This is a genomic window from Bacillus sp. TCT6, from assembly GCF_056033845.1.
Genome location: NZ_JBVYHX010000001.1, coordinates 144,284 through 161,829, shown reverse-complemented (window position 1 = coordinate 161,829; position 17,546 = coordinate 144,284). Strand labels below are relative to the sequence as shown.

Below are 17,546 nucleotides of genomic sequence, written 5' to 3'. Positions count from 1 at the left end.
TGGGCAGTCTACTTCTCGATGTAGCACTTAAAATACTACATGTCCTTTTCTACAAACTTCTCTTTACTTCTTCAGCTAATTTTCTCGTACTTTCATACGCAGATTCAGCTAAACTAATTGCTGAAATAACTGAAACACCGTCCGCACCCGCTTCTATAACTGCCGCTGTATTTTCAATTGTAATCCCACCAATACCAACGATTGGCACTGTAATTCCTTGTTCTCTAAAATAAGCTAATCCTTTCGTTCCTTGAACCGCTTTCGTATCTTTTTTCGTACTCGTTGGGAAAATAGGTCCAACACCTAAATAATCTGCTCCATTTTCGATTGCAAAGCGTGCTTCTTCAATTGTATGAGCAGATACGCCGATAATTTTATCTCCCATTTTTTCACGAACAGATGTAATCCCTTCATCATTTTGTCCTACATGAACACCATCTGCATCTAATTCAATGGCTAATTCTACATCATCATTTACAATGAAAGGAACACTATATTCCTTACAAAGCGTCTGCAATTCTTTTGCAAAGCGCACTCTATCTCCTCCGATTAAAGAACCTTCCCCCTTCTCGCGAAACTGAAAAAGTGTCACTCCACCATCTAACGCTTCTTTCAATACAGCTAAAGGATCCCTCGTGCAGTTATTACTTCCCATAATAAAATACACTTGTAATAACTTAGACATTTTCTTTGTTTCAATGCGCATCGTATGTTTCATCCCCCTTACTCTAACTCCTCAATCTTCCCATACTTCTCAATATCAGCTGAAGTTGTATTCGCTAATTGATTTAAAAATTCAATTTGGAAACTACCTGGCCCTTTTTCTACTGTTTTAACAGCTGCCAGTTCCGCAGCTACACCATAAAACGTTAATGCGGCTACTACTGCTTTTACATAATCTTTTTCTACTGCTACAAATGCTCCTATTACCGAAGTTAGTAAACACCCTGTTCCCGTAACCTTTGTTAAAATAGGATGACCATTTCGAATAAGAACAGTTCGCTCTCCATCTGTAACAACATCTTCTTTTCCAGTAATGACAGCAACTGTATTTAGTTCATCTGCTGCCTGCCTTGCAATACTTACAACATTGCCATTTCCAGTACCAGCGTCTACCCCTTTAATTTCCCATTTCTCATTAATAACGTTTGCTATTTCAGCCGCATTGCCGCGGATAATTGCTAAATCTATTTCGGCTGGAATATGTCTCGCAACTTCTGTTCGATACGAAGTTGCTCCTGCACCAACTGGATCAAATAGTACTGGCACATTGTTCACATTTGCTGATTTACCAGCAAGTAACATCGCTTCTACTTCCTCAGGACGAAGTGTTCCCATATTTAATACTAACGCTCCAGCAATGCTAGCCATTTCTGCTACTTCTTCTTTTGCATACGCCATTACAGGCGATGCCCCAAGTGCCAACAAACCGTTAGCAGTAAAATTTGTTACAACAACATTTGTAATATTATGAACGAGCGGATTAGATTCTCTCACCAAATCCACTACTTTACTAATTTCTTTCATATTCATCCTTTTCATCTCCTAACTATAATGATGGGAGATACACAAAAAGGCACTTCGCGCGTACGCAAAGTGCCTGAACATGTGCTTTTACACTCTCCCTACGCTGGCATTATCCAACAGGTTCAAATGGTCAATGACGGACTAGTAGCCATACTCTCAGTTTGTATCCACAAACTCCCATGTGTTTCTTATTCATCTACTTCAAAGTCTACTCTTATTCTAGTAAAATAACAAGTTCTTTACTTTTCTATATAAAGTGAAACTTTAATCAGTCAGGATTTTGTTCATTCCACTAAAAACAGCTCAAATATGAAGCGAAACTGAATCTCAAGAAGATGTATGCTATATTTAACTTATGGAAATTTGAAAGGATGTTTTTAATATGTCAAAAAGCGTTGTAATCGCTGAAAAGCCTTCCGTTGCACGAGATATTGCTCGTGTACTGAAGTGTGATAAAAAAGGAAACGGCTATCTTGAGGGTAGTAAATATATTGTAACTTGGGCTTTAGGTCATCTCGTTACATTAGCAGATCCAGAAAGCTATGATGTGAAATATAAACAGTGGAATTTAGAAGATTTACCGATGCTACCAGAGCGTTTGAAATTAACGGTTATTAAACAAACTGGTAAACAGTTTAATGCTGTAAAGAGTCAGCTACTTAGAAAAGATGTAAATGAAATTATTGTAGCAACAGACGCTGGACGTGAAGGGGAATTAGTCGCACGCTGGATCATCGATAAAGTTAAGCTAAACAAACCAATCAAACGTTTATGGATTTCTTCTGTAACCGATAAAGCAATTAAAGATGGTTTTGCAAATTTAAAACCAGGTAAAGCCTATGACAATTTATACGCTTCAGCAGTTGCACGTTCAGAAGCTGACTGGTATATCGGTCTTAATGCAACTCGTGCTTTAACGACTCGCTTTAATGCTCAGTTAAATTGCGGTCGTGTACAAACGCCTACTGTCGCTATGATTGCTAGTCGTGAAGATGAAATCAAGAACTTCAAAGCACAAACTTACTACGGCATCGAAGCTCAAACGATGGAGAAACTCAAACTTACTTGGCAAGATGCAAATGGCAATAGCCGTAGTTTTAATAAAGAAAAAATTGATGGTATTGTAAAAGGTTTAGATAAACAACATGCTACTGTTGTGGAAATTGATAAAAAACAGAAGAAGTCATTCTCTCCTGGTCTTTACGATTTAACTGAATTACAACGTGATGCAAATAAAAAGTTCGGTTACTCTGCGAAAGAAACATTAAACATTATGCAGAAGTTATATGAACAACATAAAGTGCTAACGTACCCTCGTACAGATTCACGCTACATTTCATCTGATATCGTTGAAACACTTCCAGAACGTTTAAAAGCATGTGGCGTTGGAGAGTACCGTCCTTTAGCACATAAAGTATTACAAAAGCCTATCAAGGCTAATAAATCATTTGTTGATGATAGTAAAGTAAGCGATCATCATGCGATTATTCCAACAGAAGGATACGTTAACTTCTCAGCATTCACAGATAAAGAACGTAAAATTTATGATTTAGTTGTAAAACGTTTCTTAGCTGTTTTATTCCCAGCATTCGAATACGAGCAACTAACATTACGTACCAAAGTTGGTAGTGAAACGTTCATTGCACGCGGAAAAACAATTTTACATGCTGGTTGGAAGGAAGTATACGAAAATCGATTTGAAGACGATGATGTAACTGATGACGTAAAAGAGCAGCTTCTACCCCACATCGAAAAGGGCGATACATTAACTGTAAAGTTAATTATGCAAACATCAGGTCAAACGAAAGCACCTGCACGCTTTAATGAAGCAACTTTACTTTCAGCAATGGAGAATCCTACAAAATATATGGATACGCAAAATAAACAACTTGCTGATACGTTAAAATCGACTGGTGGATTAGGTACTGTAGCGACACGTGCAGATATTATCGACAAACTTTTCAACTCTTTCTTAATTGAAAAACGTGGTAAAGATATTCACATTACATCAAAAGGTCGTCAATTACTTGATTTAGTACCAGAAGAGTTAAAATCCCCTACACTAACTGGTGAATGGGAACAAAAACTTGAGGCTATCGCAAAAGGTAAGCTGAAAAAAGAAGTATTCATTTCTGAAATGAAGAACTATACGAAAGAAATTGTTTCTGAAATTAAATCGAGTGATAAAAAATATAAACATGACAACATTTCAACGAAGTCTTGTCCAGACTGCGGTAAACCAATGCTAGAAGTAAACGGCAAAAAGGGAAAAATGCTCGTATGCCAAGATCGTGAATGTGGTCATCGTAAAAATGTATCTCGTACAACAAACGCTCGCTGTCCGCAATGTAAGAAGAAACTAGAATTACGTGGTGAAGGTGCAGGTCAAATCTTTGCATGTAAATGTGGCTATCGCGAGAAATTATCAACATTCCAAGAGCGACGTAAAAAAGAATCTGGAAACAAAGCTGATAAACGTGACGTTCAAAAATATATGAAACAACAGAAAAAAGAAGAAGAACCATTAAACAACCCGTTCGCAGACGCATTAAAAAAACTAAAGTTCGATTAAACAAAAAGGTTCCTACCGCTCTCGGTAGGAACCTTTTCTTAATGAATGATTTTACTTCCTTTTGCATTCTCAACAAATTTTTCACTTGATTTGTTAATTGGTGTTTTCAGTAATAACGCAGCAACAATCATAACTACTACGAAAACACTTAACACAAGTAAATCTCGTGTTACGATATCCCAAAGCATTCCGCCAACTGTTTCACGAATTGCACTAATTGCATACGTGAACGGTAAGAACGGATAAATTGCTTGGAAGAACGCTGGTGTCATTTGAATTGGGAATGTTCCGCCCGATCCTGCTACTTGCAGTACAAGTAAAATGATCGCCATCGATTTCCCAACGTTTCCGAAAATAGAAACGAGTGAGTATACGATACAAACGAAGACTCCACCAATAAATAAACTAAATAACACAAACCAGAACTTATCGACTACGTACGTACCGAGTAAGAATATATCTCCCATCGATACGATAAACGCTTGTGAAAGACCTATCGTTAAGAATGTTAATAAACGTCCGAAGTAAATTTCATGGCTCTTATAATTCGCGCCCTCTTCGTGTACTTCTACCGTTAATAATGAAACCATTAATAATGCGCCTACCCATAATGCAAGCACTGTATAGAATGGTGACATCGCTGAACCGTAGTTCGGCATCGCAAATAATTTATTTTCTTTTAAATTTACTGGATTCGCAAAGTAATCACTTTGCTTCTCAACATCGTTTTTCAATAAGCGTATGATGTCTTTTAAATCCTCTTCAGATTCAAAATCACGAATTTTATTTGCTAAATCTTTAATCTTTTTCTCAGTCTCCGGCATTTCAGCTTTAATGTCTACTAATTTCTTTCTACCGTCTACCAAGCCTTTTGATGAATCTTCTAGTAACTTTTTAACATCTGGAAGCTTTTTGTCTGCATCGTTTAAAATTTGAGTTGTATTTTTCGACATCTCTTTTGTACGAGCAATTGCTGTATTGAAGTTAGGTACAATCTCTGAATCATACGTCGATAATACATCTGTTAATTGAGCTGATCCGCCCTTCGCAGCATTGTTAATACTTTCAATTACATCTTTTGTAGGTTTCTGTCCATTGTTAAGAAGTGTAATCCCCTTATTCGTTGCATCTACACCTTTTTGCAGACTACTTTTCGCTTTATTTAATTTTGCGATTCCATTATTAAGGTTTTTATCACTATTTACATCCGCTAAAACCTTATTTGTACTTTCTAGAACTGGAATCATATCATCAATTAAACCGATTCCAGATTGGAATTGACCATTTAAGCTTTTCAAGGCTTCCTTCGAACCTTCTAAACCATTAATACCTTTGTTTTGTACATCCTCTAGTGCTTTTTGGACACTAGATTTAGTACTTTCTAGACCATTTTTCGCTTTATCATAATCAGCTTTTGCATTATCGTATATTTCATTCGCATTAGCTTTAGCTTGATCTACTGTGCTAACTGCTTTTTTATAATCTGCTACAAACGTTTCATTATAATCTTTTTCAGCTTGATCAATTAATGCATTTGCTGCATCTAATTTTTGATTTGCTACATCTGTTACATCTTTCTTTACTTCTTGTCCTGTACCGATAACATTTACAATATCTTTAATACCGTTGTTTGCATTTTCCATACCACTTTTCAGCTTAGTTAGGCGATCCACTCGCCCTTGGAAAAAGCTTTTTCCAAAATCAGTCGTCGCTGAGTTTTGAAGTTCAGTAAATACATTAATAAGATACGAAATACCTTCTGTACGAGCTTGCAATTGATTTGATACTGCATTTAAATCTTTCTTTGCTTGTTCTGGATCAAACTGACCATTTTGCAATCCATTTAAAACACTTTTCCCATAAGCTGTTCCTGCACGTGATGAGCTTAAAACATTATTTACTGTTTGATTAATATTTTGCGCTATACTTTTATATCCGTCATTATTCAACTTAGAAAGGTCCGGTCTTGCAGGGAATTCAGGTAATCCATTCATTCCAGAGAAATCAGGAATATTTAAATCCACACCTGGATTCATTAAAAAGTTAGTAAATACAGCTGCACTATCCATAACGCCTTTTGCTACTACTAAATCATTTCTTATCGTTCCTGGAGCGTTTTTTAATGTTTGATCTTGTCTTGCAAAGAACTTATCTAAATTCGCCAATGCTTCCTGCCCATCATTTATTACACTCTCTACAACAGGTAAATCTTTTTGCGCCACTTTCACAATATCTTCTGCTCGAGTCGCATCATCTAACGCCTTATCCATGAGTGTATTCATTTCTGGGAACTGCGCTTCTAACTTAAATACAAGATCTTTTACTTTTTCGATACTTGGTAAGTTTGTTTCTAAATCGATTCCAAGGTCATTGAAAATTTTAAAAATCTCACCGTTTGCTGTTTTAACAAAGTTTTTACTAATTTCTTCTGTAATACCTGATGCACCTTTTGCTGTAATCTTCGGTGCGATCGCGTTTACTTTTTCATTCACATAGTAATCCAGTTCTGGTTTTTTCGGATTTTCATCCAGAACAGTTGCGATTTTTTCAGAGAAGTCTTTTGGAATCGTAATACTTGCATAATAATCCCCACGCTCAACTCCGTAAATTGCTTGTTTTTCATCTACAAATTTCCAGCCAAGATTTTTGTTTTTCTTAAGGGAGTCTACAATCTCTTTCCCGATATTAATATCTTTCCCTCTTAAATTAGAACCTGCATCTTGGTTAGAAACTGCAATGGGAACCTCTTTTGTATTTCCATACGGATCCCAAGAAGCTTTAATGTTAAACCATGCATATAACGATGGTAAAATCATTAATCCTAAAACAATAACAATTGCAGCCCAATGTTTGGCTACATTCCGTAAATCTGTCTTATAAATACGCCAAATCTGTTTCATAGAAGTTATCACCTAATTATATATTTTTCCTTCTTTAGAAAATGATACATGCATTTTGCAATTATATCACTTTCTACATCGTGTATTAACCAAAAACGTACTATTTTTTCCCATTAACTTTCACTTACTTCATTATATAACGAAGTGAGTCAAAGTATGAATACAAAATGACCAAATCGGTTTTACATTCAATAATAACAAATATATATGAAATGTCATAAAAAATACAAGTATTTTCTCTTGGAAATACTTGTATTCCTAAAAAAAATCCTCACAGCTTTTATTCTCTGTGAGGATTTCTTCTATTATATATCCAATTGAACCTCTACACCGAAATGATCTGAAATTACATTTCTGTTTGTACCATTAAAAATAACTTTTGAAGAATGAACCTTTTTACTTTGGTTACACAATATTAGATCGATTCGCAAACTATGTTTATTTTCATCCCAACCAGCAATCTCGCCTTGGACAGTCGTTCCTTCATCCTTCTCTATTGCTAATTCATATGTGTCATACAACCCTTTTTGCATCATATACTCATAACCTTCGCCTTCCAAGCGAGCATTGTTATTAAAATCTCCCATTAAGAAGGCGAGCTTATTGCTATCTACACGCTCCATCAAACGATCGAATTGACCTTTGAATGACTCTTCTTCATCATTCCACCAACCGAGATGGCAAGAGTAAAACGTTATATCCTTACCATTATAAGCAAGTGTTGTACTTACAATTTTACGCGTTTTCCAATACGTTGTATCCTCGTTTTCTGAAATAAAGAACGTATCTTCTTTTATAATATTATGCTTCGTTATAATCGCTAATCCTTCTTCGTACACGTCATAACCAATATGAGAGAAATCCCAAGTAATATTGTAATCTTTTACATGTAGCGCTTTTAACTCTTCTAATAGTAAAAGTCCAAAATTATCTTTTTTCTTGTTACCACATACATTTTCAGCTTGTATGGACTGACTTACTTCTTGTAATGCGATGACATCGTACTCTTCTTCTTGAATTACTTTAGCAAGGTATTGTATCTTTTCTATTTGATTCTCTTCTTGCCAAGAATGACAGTTTAAAGTTAGCAATTTCATATTATTACGCACCTAACATATCTTGAATGTCTGACTTTAATACGTCAGCTTTCGGACCATATACCGCTTGTACACCTTTATCTTTTACAATAAGCCCTAAAGCACCATTTTGTTTCCACTGTGCTTCTGGTGCAACAACATCTAAGTCTTTTACTGTTACACGTAAGCGTGTCATACAAGCATCTACGTCAGCAATATTTTCTTTTCCACCTAATAAATCGATAACTTTTGTTGCTAATGAACCATCTTGTACATTTCCTGTTCCTTCTGATGCCTCATCTTCATTATCAATATAGTTACCTGCACGCCCTGGTGTTGGTAAGTTGAATTTTTTAATTAAGAAATTAAATAGTGTAAAGTTAAGACCGAAGAACACTAATGAAACAATAACAAAGTTGATTAGGTCTCTTGTTAAACCTGCGTTAACCATCATTGGTGTACGAGTAATTAACTCAATAAATCCAAATGCATGAACACGTAAGTTAATTAAATCAGCTAGTGCGAATGCAAGTCCTGTTGTAATAGCATATACAACATATAATACTGGAGCAATAAACATGAACATGAATTCAATTGGTTCTGTTACACCTGTTAAGAATACTGCTAATGCTGCTGATAAAAACATTGGTTTATATTTTGCACGCTTTTCTTTATCAACGTTACGGAACATCGCAAATGCAATCCCCATTAACGCTGCTGTTGAGCCGATAACTTGTCCAGCTTTGAAACGAGCTGGTACAACGTTATTTAATAAATCGTTATATGCCTTCGTATCTCCATTTGCTAATAAATTATTTAAATCTGTAATCCATGCAAGCCATAATGGATCTTGTCCTGCTACAACTTGTCCAACTTTTGAACCAGTTAGCATCGTATATGTTCCGCCTAGCTCTGTATAGTTCATCGGAATCGTTAACATATGGTGTAAACCAAATGGTAATAATAAACGCTCTAACGTTCCATATACAAACGGTGCAACAACTGGTGCGCTATCTTTTGAAGCTGCAATCCAGCGACCAAATTCATTTAACCCACTTTGGATGAATGGCCATAGAAGTGATAATACAATCGCAGTAACTGTAGACCAAAGAATTACAACGAATGGTACAAATCGTTTTCCATTAAAGAATGCTAATGCCTGTGGCAGTTTATTATAGTTATAATATTTGTTATATAAAGTAGCTCCTAAGAAACCTGTGATGATCCCTACGAACACTCCCATGTTTAATGCAGGTGCACCAAGTACAGAAGTAAAGTAATCTTTTACAATTAAATCTCCCGCTATTACTGAAGAAACTTTCGCTTTTGAATCCGCTAACATTTCAGCGTTTACGCCAAATATAGCTCCTGTAATTCGGTTTGTTAAGACGAATGCTAATAGCGCTGCAAATGCACCACCCGCGCGATCTTTCGCCCAAGATCCCCCAATTGCTACTGCGAATAAGATGTGTAGATTTGTAATGATTGCCCAACCGATGTCTTCCATTACGCGAGCGATTGTATGAACTGCGTTAACATCCCCAGCAGACATACCAATTAACTTACCGATGGAAATCATTAAACCAGCTGCTGGCATTACGGCTACAACAACTAATAAAGCTTTCCCGAACTTTTGCCAAAAATCAAAAGACGTAATTTTCATCTGTTCTTCCTCCCCTTTATTTATAACAACATAATGATTTAAATTATAATTTCTGTTCCCTTTATGAAAACGATTCCTTATATTACTTTATTTTTATCTTTACGCAACCGTTTTCATAAATCTATTTTAATAAAAGCGTTTTCACTTTGCAATAGAAATTTATTTTTTTTCATAAAAAAAGATGCTCAAAGAGCATCCTTTTTTATTATGAAATGCGATAAACCCTTGTTTCATAAGGTTTTAAAGCAATTGTTGTTACTTCTTCATGTTCCGCAACTTCATAGTTATTTAAAAGCAAACGTTTGCGTTCTAGTGCAAATGAACCCTCATTATACACAGCTTCCTCTTTTGAGATATTACTAATTACAATGACTTTTTCATCCTGTAACGTACGTGTATATGCATAAATTTGTGGATCGTCTTCTAAAAGTAAATCGTACGTACCATAGTTCAGTACATCGTGCTCTTTTTTCAGGGCAATCATTTTCTTATAGAAATTGAAAATAGACTTTTCTTCATTTTTTTGCTTTTCAACATTAATTTCTTTGTAATTTGGATTCATGCTAAACCAAGGTGTACTTGTTGTGAAACCAGCATTCATCTCATCATTCCACTGCATAGGTGTACGTGAATTATCGCGGCAAGAAGCCCATATAATCTCCATCATATCTTGATGTGGTACGCCCTCTGCAATCTTCTCGCGATATAAATTTTTAATTGCTACATCATCGTAATCTTCAATATTTGGTAACTGAACATTTGTCATACCAATTTCTTGGCCTTGATAAATAAACGGTGTACCGTGCATAAAGAAATACATCGCCCCTAGAGCTGTTGCACTTTCACGCCAATATTGTTTGTCATCTCCCCATGTTGAAACGATACGTGGTTTATCGTGATTCTCAATATATAAAGCGTTCCATCCTTTATTTTCTAATCCTTTTTGCCATTTCGTTAATACTTTTTTCAATCCTACAACATCAAGGTCTTTCTTCTTCTCTGCATCCCATAAACTTAAATGTTCAAACTGGAATACCATATTGAACTTACCTTGCTCTTCTCCAACCCAAAGCTCAGCATCTTCAATCTTAACGCCATTTGCTTCACCAACAGTCATAATATCGTACTTAGAGAATGTATTTTCTTTTAGCTCTTCTAATAAAGGTTGAATACCTTTCACATTCATATGTTTATCAAAAGATGGCACATATTTTAACTCTTTTGGATTTGGCATATCCTTAAAGCCTTCTTCTTTTTTAATATGACTGATTGCATCAACGCGGAAACCATCAATACCTTTATCAAGCCACCAATTAACCGTATCATATAGTACTTCGCGAACTTCTTTATTCTCCCAGTTCAAATCTGGTTGTTTACGTGAGAATAGATGTAAATAATATTGTTCTGTTTCTTCATCATATTCCCATGCCGAACCATTAAAAATACTTTCCCAGTTGTTTGGCTCCGCACCATCTTTACCATCATGCCAAATATACCAATCACGCTTCGGATTATCTTTAGATGAACGTGATTCAATAAACCATGGATGTTCATCACTCGTATGATTAATAACTAAATCAATAATTAGCTTCATATCACGCTTATGAACTTCATCTAGTAAAGCATCAAAGTCTGCCATTGTACCAAACTCATCCATAATATCTTGATAATCACTAATATCATAACCATTATCATCATTAGGCGATTTATACATTGGACAAATCCAAATTACATCTATACCTAAGTCTTTTAAATAATCCAGTTTTGCAATAATACCTTGTAAATCTCCAATACCATCACCATTTGAATCCATAAAGCTTCGTGGATAAATTTGATAAGCAACCGCTTCTTTCCACCATGTCTTATTCATAGTCATTCTCTCCTTTTGCATCCCATCGGAATTTTATGCAAACGTTTTCGTAACACTATCATAACAAAATATGAACAGTTTGCAACTGTTTTCATTGAACTCTATGTAGATTCTTTATTCTTATGCTTTATTTATTTCTCACAAAGGTAAATCTCATTCTTCACCTCTCCTTGTCCACGCGTATTACAGACATTTTTCATATATTAATAAAAAGCTCTGATTATTTTAGAAAGGAGTAATAAATTGAAGCAAACAAAATTAACAGGTCGTATCGTTGTTCCCACAGATCCTGACTACGACGTAGCCCGAATGAATTTAAATTTAAGTATTCCAAAACTCCCTTGTATTATTGTTTTTTGTCAAAATAACAAGGATATCTGTAACGCCTTAAAATGGGCACGTGAACGTCATATACCATTTCGGTTAAGAAGCGGACGTCATAGCTATGAAAATTTTTCTCTTTTAAATAGAGGACTTATTATTGATGTGAGTGAAATGCATCGCATTACTGTTAATACAGAGAAATTAACAGCAACAATTGAGGCTGGTGCAAATCTTGGCACTGTTTATAAAGAACTTTGGAATTACGGTGTTACAATTCCTGCTGGTACAAGTGCAAGCGTTGGAATTGTTGGATTAGCACTTGGCGGTGGTATTGGTATGCTTTCGCGCTTATTTGGATTAACATGTGATCAATTAATGGAAGTGGAAATGGTACAAGCGTGTGGAAAATTTGGTGTAAAACTCATTCGTGCAAATGAACAAGAGAACTCTAACCTTTTTTGGGCATGCCGTGGTGGCGGTGGTGGCAACTTCGGAATTGTCACTTCCTTAACTTTTCGAGTCCACCCGATAAAAAATGTATCAATTTTCTCAATTACATGGGAATGGGACGACTTTATTGCTGCATTTCAAGCGTGGCAAAACTGGGCACCTTATATAGATGAACGTCTCACTTCATCGATCGAATTATTCGCCAAGCAACGAAATAAAATCAAAGCACAAGGCGAGTTTGTCGGTTCTCCCTCTGAACTCCATTTCCTATTATCCCCTCTTCTTGAAACTGGTAGCCCCTCTCTCTTTATAGAAGAAGTTCCTTATATAAAGGCTGTTGAATTTTTTAATGGCGGTAACATCCCTGAAAATTTCAAGCGCTCTGGTTCCTATGTCTATAAACCTATTCCCCTTAAAGGCATTCAAATCATGCAATACTTTCTTTCTCATGCCCCAAATAAAGATGCTAGTATTTGGCATCAATCGCTCATAGGTGCTGTTGAAAATATTTCGCCGAATGAAACGGCTTATTTTCATCGTAAAGCAATTATTGCTCAAGAATACATTACCTCTTGGAAATGCGATGATGAAGAAAATCGAAATATACGCTGGGTTAAAGGTTTACGAGAAAGCTTAGACCCTTATACACTAGGTGACTATGTTAACTGGCCCGATATCGACATTAAAAATTGGCAAACTAGTTATTATGGCTCTAACTTTCACAGATTGCGTAAAGTAAAAACTATGTATGATCCTTGTAATGTTTTTCATTTCCAACAAAGTATTCCTCCTTTTCATACGTGAAAAAGGGGATAACATAAAAAAATCATCCAATATGCCGTTACCTCGCAGTATGTTGGATGATTCAAGTTGATTTTCTATATCGTTTCAAATGATTGCTCCTACTCATAAGCTTTCAATTACGAATTAATTGTATTTCTCATCATTTTCATGCAATAAATGTAATTTAATATTTGGTACTTTATCTTTTTCAATACCTCTATTATAAGAAACAGGAACTTGAAATTCGAATTGCTTTGTCTCGTGTTTTTGTAAATAGACTGGTTTCGGTACTGGATAGCTTTTTGAATTCTCGTTTGCATTATCATATAAAACAACTTTTAATGCTTGTGAATGATTACGATAATTTTTTAAAGTAACAATGCACTTCGGTTGGATATTCTCTCCTTTTTTCTCCATTCTACACTGGCTATCTTCTTTTTTATATTCTATTGCTTCTACCCCTGTTTTTCCTGCGTAGTACCATGTTTTATTCAATGTCTGGAGGATTGTATTTAAAATAAACGGCATCATTACAATCAAAATACTAATGCCTACTACTTTTATCTTATTCGTTTTTCTAAATATACTAGACTCCTTTTTTCCTAGCCATTTTAAAAATAATATAAATGCAATTACATGTAGTATGAAAGAAACAATCAATATATTTGAGACTTTATAATCCATATAAACATACGTATGTATCGGAACCCTATAGACGTTGAATAGTTTTTCCCCAATTAATTCATTATCATTTGGAATTTTTAATAATAACAAAACCCCTATACTGTAACAAATAGCTACTAATCGATCATACTCAATACGAATCATTCTTTCTCCCCTTCACTTTGTTTTTTATTATCGATTTTAGCTATTATTACCATACTATACAATCTTTTTATAGAGGATAACGTAAAAAAGTTCCTTATAAATATATAAAGAACCTTATTAATATACATTATGAATTAAAAAATTAATATACAATTTTCACATAGAAATTTCTTCAAAATATGTTGGATCATGTATTGTAATTTTTTTATCTAAAATTGTAACAATGCTCTCATTTTTTAATTGTTTTAATACGCTGCTAACTGTCTCTCGAGATGTTCCAGATATTTTGGATATTTCAATTGTTGTAAGCGGACATGAAATTACAATCTTTTCCCCACTCTGTTCTCCTAAATCCTGCATTAAATAATTTAACGTCTGGATAACACGATCTTGTGCATTAGGAATTGTAATATTTTGCACTCGATTTTCGTTCAATTTTAATATAGATGATAATTGCTGAACAACGTACATCAATTGCGTTTTGCTAGATTTTACCACATCTTCAAAGATTACCGTTGGAATATAATATACCTCCACATCCGTCATTGCTTCTGCTGTATAGTTATATCCTCTGTCTGTAAACATACCACCATAAGGAAAAATAGAATACCGCTTTACATAGTCATCGTATAATAAGTTCCCATTTTGATTAACCCGCTCTAACTTTACAAAACCATCTAACATGAAGTAAATTCTTTCCCTTGAATCCCCTTCTAAAAATAAAAATTGACCTTTTTTATAAGTTCGCCAATAAACAAACTCTGTTAAGCCTTTCAATTTTTTTTCTGTTAAATGAGCAAATAATTCGAACTGCTTTAAGTCTTTCACTACGTTCCGTCTATTCATAAAATTCCCTCTCTCTTGCTGTATGTTGGAGCGAAAAATCAAGAAAGCGTATTCAATTTGAATTTTATCATAATTAACTTATATATTCAGATTTCATCATGAAAACTTTATGAACAATGAGTACAAAAAATATTAATAAATAAAAAGAATGAAGTTATTAACCTCATTCTTTTTTTTACTACTAAGTAGCGTACATAATAATTTAAACATACATGCATACATTCTGTTTTGAAATAATAGTACCAGCTTTTTCTTCTAGTGCTTCATATACTTTTTCTAAAGACGTAATAATTGTTTTTCTTTTTGGATTTGTATTAACAAAATTAATAGCAGCTTCAATTTTTGGAAGCATGCTTCCCGCAGCAAATTGTTGTTCTTCAATATATTCTTCTAATTGATTCACTGTGACATGCTCTAATTTTTTTTGATTCGGTTGATTATAATTTACATACACATGATCAACTGCAGTTAAAATAACGAGCGTATCGGCATCTACTAATTCTGCTAATTTCTGCGCAGCGAAATCTTTATCGATAACCGCTTCAGTTCCTTCTAACCCTTCTTCGGAATCAATTACTGGAATTCCACCCCCGCCAACAGCTATCACTATGTTTCCATCTTCCACCAAAGAATTAATCACTTTATGTTCATGAATACTTACAGGCTTCGGTGATGGAACAACACGTCTCCATCCTCTACCAGCATCTTCTTTAAACACTGCTTTTGTTTCATCCATTAATCTTCTGGCCTCTTCTTCTGTATAAAAAGGACCAATTGGTTTAGTTGGATTTTTAAATGCCTCATCTTTTTTGTCCACAACAACGCGCGTTATAACCGTTGCTACATCTTTTTGTATATTCCGTTTTTTTAATGCCTTTTCAATCGCATTTTCCATCCAATATCCAATCATCCCTTGGCTCATTGCCCCACAAGTATCTAATGGCATTGCAGGTGTCTTTTCCGTTTCTGCAGCTTTTTGCTGTAATAAAATATTCCCCACTTGTGGGCCATTTCCATGCGCAATTACTATATCCACATCATTTTCCATTATTTTCACAAGTTGTTCCGCCGTTTTTTCCAACGCTTCTTGCTGCGCTCCCGCAGTAGCTTCTCCAGACTGTATCGCATTTCCCCCTAGTGCAACTACAATTTTTCTTCGTGCCATATTTCAGCCCTCCAGTTCATTTCGCTTTCACAGCGCTTTATAAAGTAATACTGCCTGTAATTAATCCATAAATCGCAAAGAATGCTAAAGCACCAATTGCTACGGATGATGCTAATTCCACTCGAGTAAATATTTGCTTCGAACTCTTTTGCTTTTGAACATTGTAAAAAATAAAAATACCTGGCGCATATAAAGTCATTGTTAATAATAAATACTCTAAACCAGCTGCATAAACTAACCACACACCATAAATACTTGCTATCAAACCAATTATTATATTTTTATTTCGATCTACTTCTTCAGATTTTAAGCTATGCTTCAGTTGATAAAATGCTGAAAAAGCATATGGAATTAAAATGGCTGAAGATGCTAAAGAGAATGCAAAGTTATACGCCTGATCAGAAACGACGAATGTTAACAAGAATATTTGAATTAAACCATTTGTTATCCATAATGAATTTACTGGAGCCTTATTTTTATTTTCTTTTGCGAACCATTTTGGAAATACTCCATCTTTAGCCGCTAAATATGGAATTTCAGAAGCGAGCAAAGTCCAACCTAACCAAGCACCTAATACAGAGATGACCAAACCTAAATTTATAAAGATAGCACCCCATTTTCCAACAACACTTTCAAATAAATAAGCCATAGCTGGATTTTTCAAACCAGCAATATCTGCTTGCTGCATAAGTCCAAGAGACAATAATGTGATTAAAATGTAAATGATGAGTGTACCAATTAAGCCAATAACGGTTGCTTTCCCTACATCACTTCTATTTTTTGCTCGACTGGATAAAACAACCGCCCCTTCTACCCCAATAAATACCCATAGAGTTACAAGCATTGTACTTTTAACTTGGCTGCCAACTGCTCCCCATGAAAAAGAACCAGTTTGCCCCCAAAATCCATCTAAGAATGTATCAATATGAAACGCGAAGATTCCTATGACAATAAATACAAATACAGGTACTAATTTTGCGATTGTAGTTACTAAATTCACAAGTGCTGCTGATTGAACTCCACGTAAAATTAACATGTGAACACACCACAATAATACGCTTGCACCAATAATGGATTCTACATTTTGACCGCCTTCAAAGATCGGGAAGAAATATCCTAATGAAGAAAATAATAATGTACCGTAAGCTACATTCCCAAGCCAAGCAGATAGCCAGTATCCCCACGCACTATTAAATCCCATAAAATTACCAAATCCTGCTTTTGCATAGCTAAAAATACCACCATCTAAATCTGGCCGTTTTACAGTTAGATTTTGAAAAGATAATCCAAGTGCAATCATCCCAATTCCTGTTATAACCCAGCCAATAATAATGGCTCCAGCACCAGCACCTTTTGCCATATCACTCGCTAAATTAAAGGCTCCACCGCCAATCATAGACCCAACTACAAGAGCCGTTAGTGTAAACAACCCTAATTTCTTATCTTCACCCATTCCACTCACCTCTCTTTAATTGCAATAACAATACAAAAGCAATAGTGAATGATAGTGTCTAAAGGAGGAGAAAGAAGAAAGGAAGACTC

At 35.1% G+C, this 17,546-nt stretch carries 12 protein-coding genes and 1 riboswitch; of the genes, 2 read left to right on the top strand and 10 right to left on the bottom strand.

Annotated elements, in window-relative coordinates:
* Positions 1–49: 49 nt before the first annotated feature.
* Together thiE and thiM are read right to left on the bottom strand one after the other, a co-directional pair.
* Entirely contained in the window at positions 50–718 is a 669-nt protein-coding gene (thiE, locus tag AC0ONG_RS00700) for a thiamine phosphate synthase (RefSeq protein ID WP_003255464.1), read from the bottom strand.
* Between the two features lie 5 nt (positions 719–723).
* The gene (gene thiM, locus AC0ONG_RS00695) at positions 724–1,533 is read right to left on the bottom strand and encodes a hydroxyethylthiazole kinase (protein WP_001056107.1); all 810 of its coding nucleotides are present in this window, start codon (positions 1,531–1,533) and stop codon (positions 724–726) included.
* Positions 1,534–1,605: 72 nt separating this feature from the next.
* Positions 1,606–1,718: riboswitch (TPP riboswitch) on the bottom strand.
* A 191-nt stretch (positions 1,719–1,909) separates the two neighbouring features.
* Here thiM and topB point away from each other — a divergent pair.
* Complete coding sequence (gene topB, locus AC0ONG_RS00690; RefSeq protein WP_000047320.1) at positions 1,910–4,099, top strand: DNA topoisomerase III; 2,190 nt, start codon at positions 1,910–1,912, stop codon at positions 4,097–4,099.
* 38 nt (positions 4,100–4,137) lie between these two features.
* Here topB and AC0ONG_RS00685 read toward each other — a convergent pair whose 3' ends face one another.
* The 4 genes from AC0ONG_RS00685 to AC0ONG_RS00670 form a co-directional block, all read right to left on the bottom strand.
* A complete protein-coding gene (locus AC0ONG_RS00685; protein ID WP_000810075.1) occupies positions 4,138–6,999 on the bottom strand; it encodes a YhgE/Pip domain-containing protein in 2,862 nt (953 codons plus the stop codon).
* Between the two features lie 305 nt (positions 7,000–7,304).
* Entirely contained in the window at positions 7,305–8,096 is a 792-nt protein-coding gene (locus tag AC0ONG_RS00680) for an endonuclease/exonuclease/phosphatase family protein (protein ID WP_016078585.1), read from the bottom strand.
* Positions 8,097–8,100: 4 nt separating this feature from the next.
* Entirely contained in the window at positions 8,101–9,738 is a 1,638-nt protein-coding gene (locus AC0ONG_RS00675; protein ID WP_000705560.1) for a PTS transporter subunit IIBC, read from the bottom strand.
* 205 nt (positions 9,739–9,943) lie between these two features.
* Positions 9,944–11,608, bottom strand: a complete 1,665-nt coding sequence (locus AC0ONG_RS00670; RefSeq protein ID WP_001044700.1) for a glycoside hydrolase family 13 protein — start codon at positions 11,606–11,608, stop codon at positions 9,944–9,946.
* 243 nt (positions 11,609–11,851) lie between these two features.
* Here AC0ONG_RS00670 and AC0ONG_RS00665 point away from each other — a divergent pair, with 243 nt between their 5' ends.
* Positions 11,852–13,186: an FAD-binding oxidoreductase gene (locus AC0ONG_RS00665; protein WP_016078584.1), complete on the top strand. Its 1,335-nt coding sequence runs from the start codon at positions 11,852–11,854 to the stop codon at positions 13,184–13,186.
* Positions 13,187–13,309: 123 nt separating this feature from the next.
* Here AC0ONG_RS00665 and AC0ONG_RS00660 read toward each other — a convergent pair whose 3' ends face one another.
* The 4 genes from AC0ONG_RS00660 to arcD all read right to left on the bottom strand — a co-directional run bounded on the left by AC0ONG_RS00660 (position 13,310) and on the right by arcD (position 17,457).
* Positions 13,310–13,993, bottom strand: a complete 684-nt coding sequence (locus AC0ONG_RS00660) for an ABC transporter permease (RefSeq protein WP_474203504.1) — start codon at positions 13,991–13,993, stop codon at positions 13,310–13,312.
* Between the two features lie 156 nt (positions 13,994–14,149).
* Positions 14,150–14,839 carry a Crp/Fnr family transcriptional regulator gene (locus AC0ONG_RS00655; protein ID WP_001081908.1) on the bottom strand — a complete coding sequence of 230 codons (690 nt, stop codon included), beginning with the start codon at positions 14,837–14,839 and terminating at the stop codon, positions 14,150–14,152.
* Positions 14,840–15,041: 202 nt separating this feature from the next.
* On the bottom strand, positions 15,042–16,004 hold the full coding sequence (gene arcC / locus AC0ONG_RS00650; RefSeq protein ID WP_098829329.1) for a carbamate kinase: 963 nt from the start codon (positions 16,002–16,004) through the stop codon (positions 15,042–15,044).
* A gap of 37 nt (positions 16,005–16,041) precedes the next feature.
* Positions 16,042–17,457: an arginine-ornithine antiporter gene (gene arcD, locus AC0ONG_RS00645; RefSeq protein ID WP_000503413.1), complete on the bottom strand. Its 1,416-nt coding sequence runs from the start codon at positions 17,455–17,457 to the stop codon at positions 16,042–16,044.
* Positions 17,458–17,546: the final 89 nt, after the last annotated feature.

Bases quoted from the DNA above. Each gene is read 5' to 3' on its own strand.
- AC0ONG_RS00655 (WP_001081908.1), bottom strand. From the start codon at position 14,839: ATGAATAGACGGAACGTAGTGAAAGACTTAAAGCAGTTCGAATTATTT.
- AC0ONG_RS00680 (WP_016078585.1), bottom strand. From the start codon at position 8,096: ATGAAATTGCTAACTTTAAACTGTCATTCTTGGCAAGAAGAGAATCAA.
- AC0ONG_RS00675 (WP_000705560.1), bottom strand. From the start codon at position 9,738: ATGAAAATTACGTCTTTTGATTTTTGGCAAAAGTTCGGGAAAGCTTTA.
- AC0ONG_RS00670 (WP_001044700.1), bottom strand. From the start codon at position 11,608: ATGAATAAGACATGGTGGAAAGAAGCGGTTGCTTATCAAATTTATCCA.
- arcC (WP_098829329.1), bottom strand. From the start codon at position 16,004: ATGGCACGAAGAAAAATTGTAGTTGCACTAGGGGGAAATGCGATACAG.
- arcD (WP_000503413.1), bottom strand. From the start codon at position 17,457: ATGGGTGAAGATAAGAAATTAGGGTTGTTTACACTAACGGCTCTTGTA.
- topB (WP_000047320.1), top strand. From the start codon at position 1,910: ATGTCAAAAAGCGTTGTAATCGCTGAAAAGCCTTCCGTTGCACGAGAT.
- thiE (WP_003255464.1), bottom strand. From the start codon at position 718: ATGAAACATACGATGCGCATTGAAACAAAGAAAATGTCTAAGTTATTA.
- thiM (WP_001056107.1), bottom strand. From the start codon at position 1,533: ATGAATATGAAAGAAATTAGTAAAGTAGTGGATTTGGTGAGAGAATCT.
- AC0ONG_RS00685 (WP_000810075.1), bottom strand. From the start codon at position 6,999: ATGAAACAGATTTGGCGTATTTATAAGACAGATTTACGGAATGTAGCC.
- AC0ONG_RS00660 (WP_474203504.1), bottom strand. From the start codon at position 13,993: ATGATTCGTATTGAGTATGATCGATTAGTAGCTATTTGTTACAGTATA.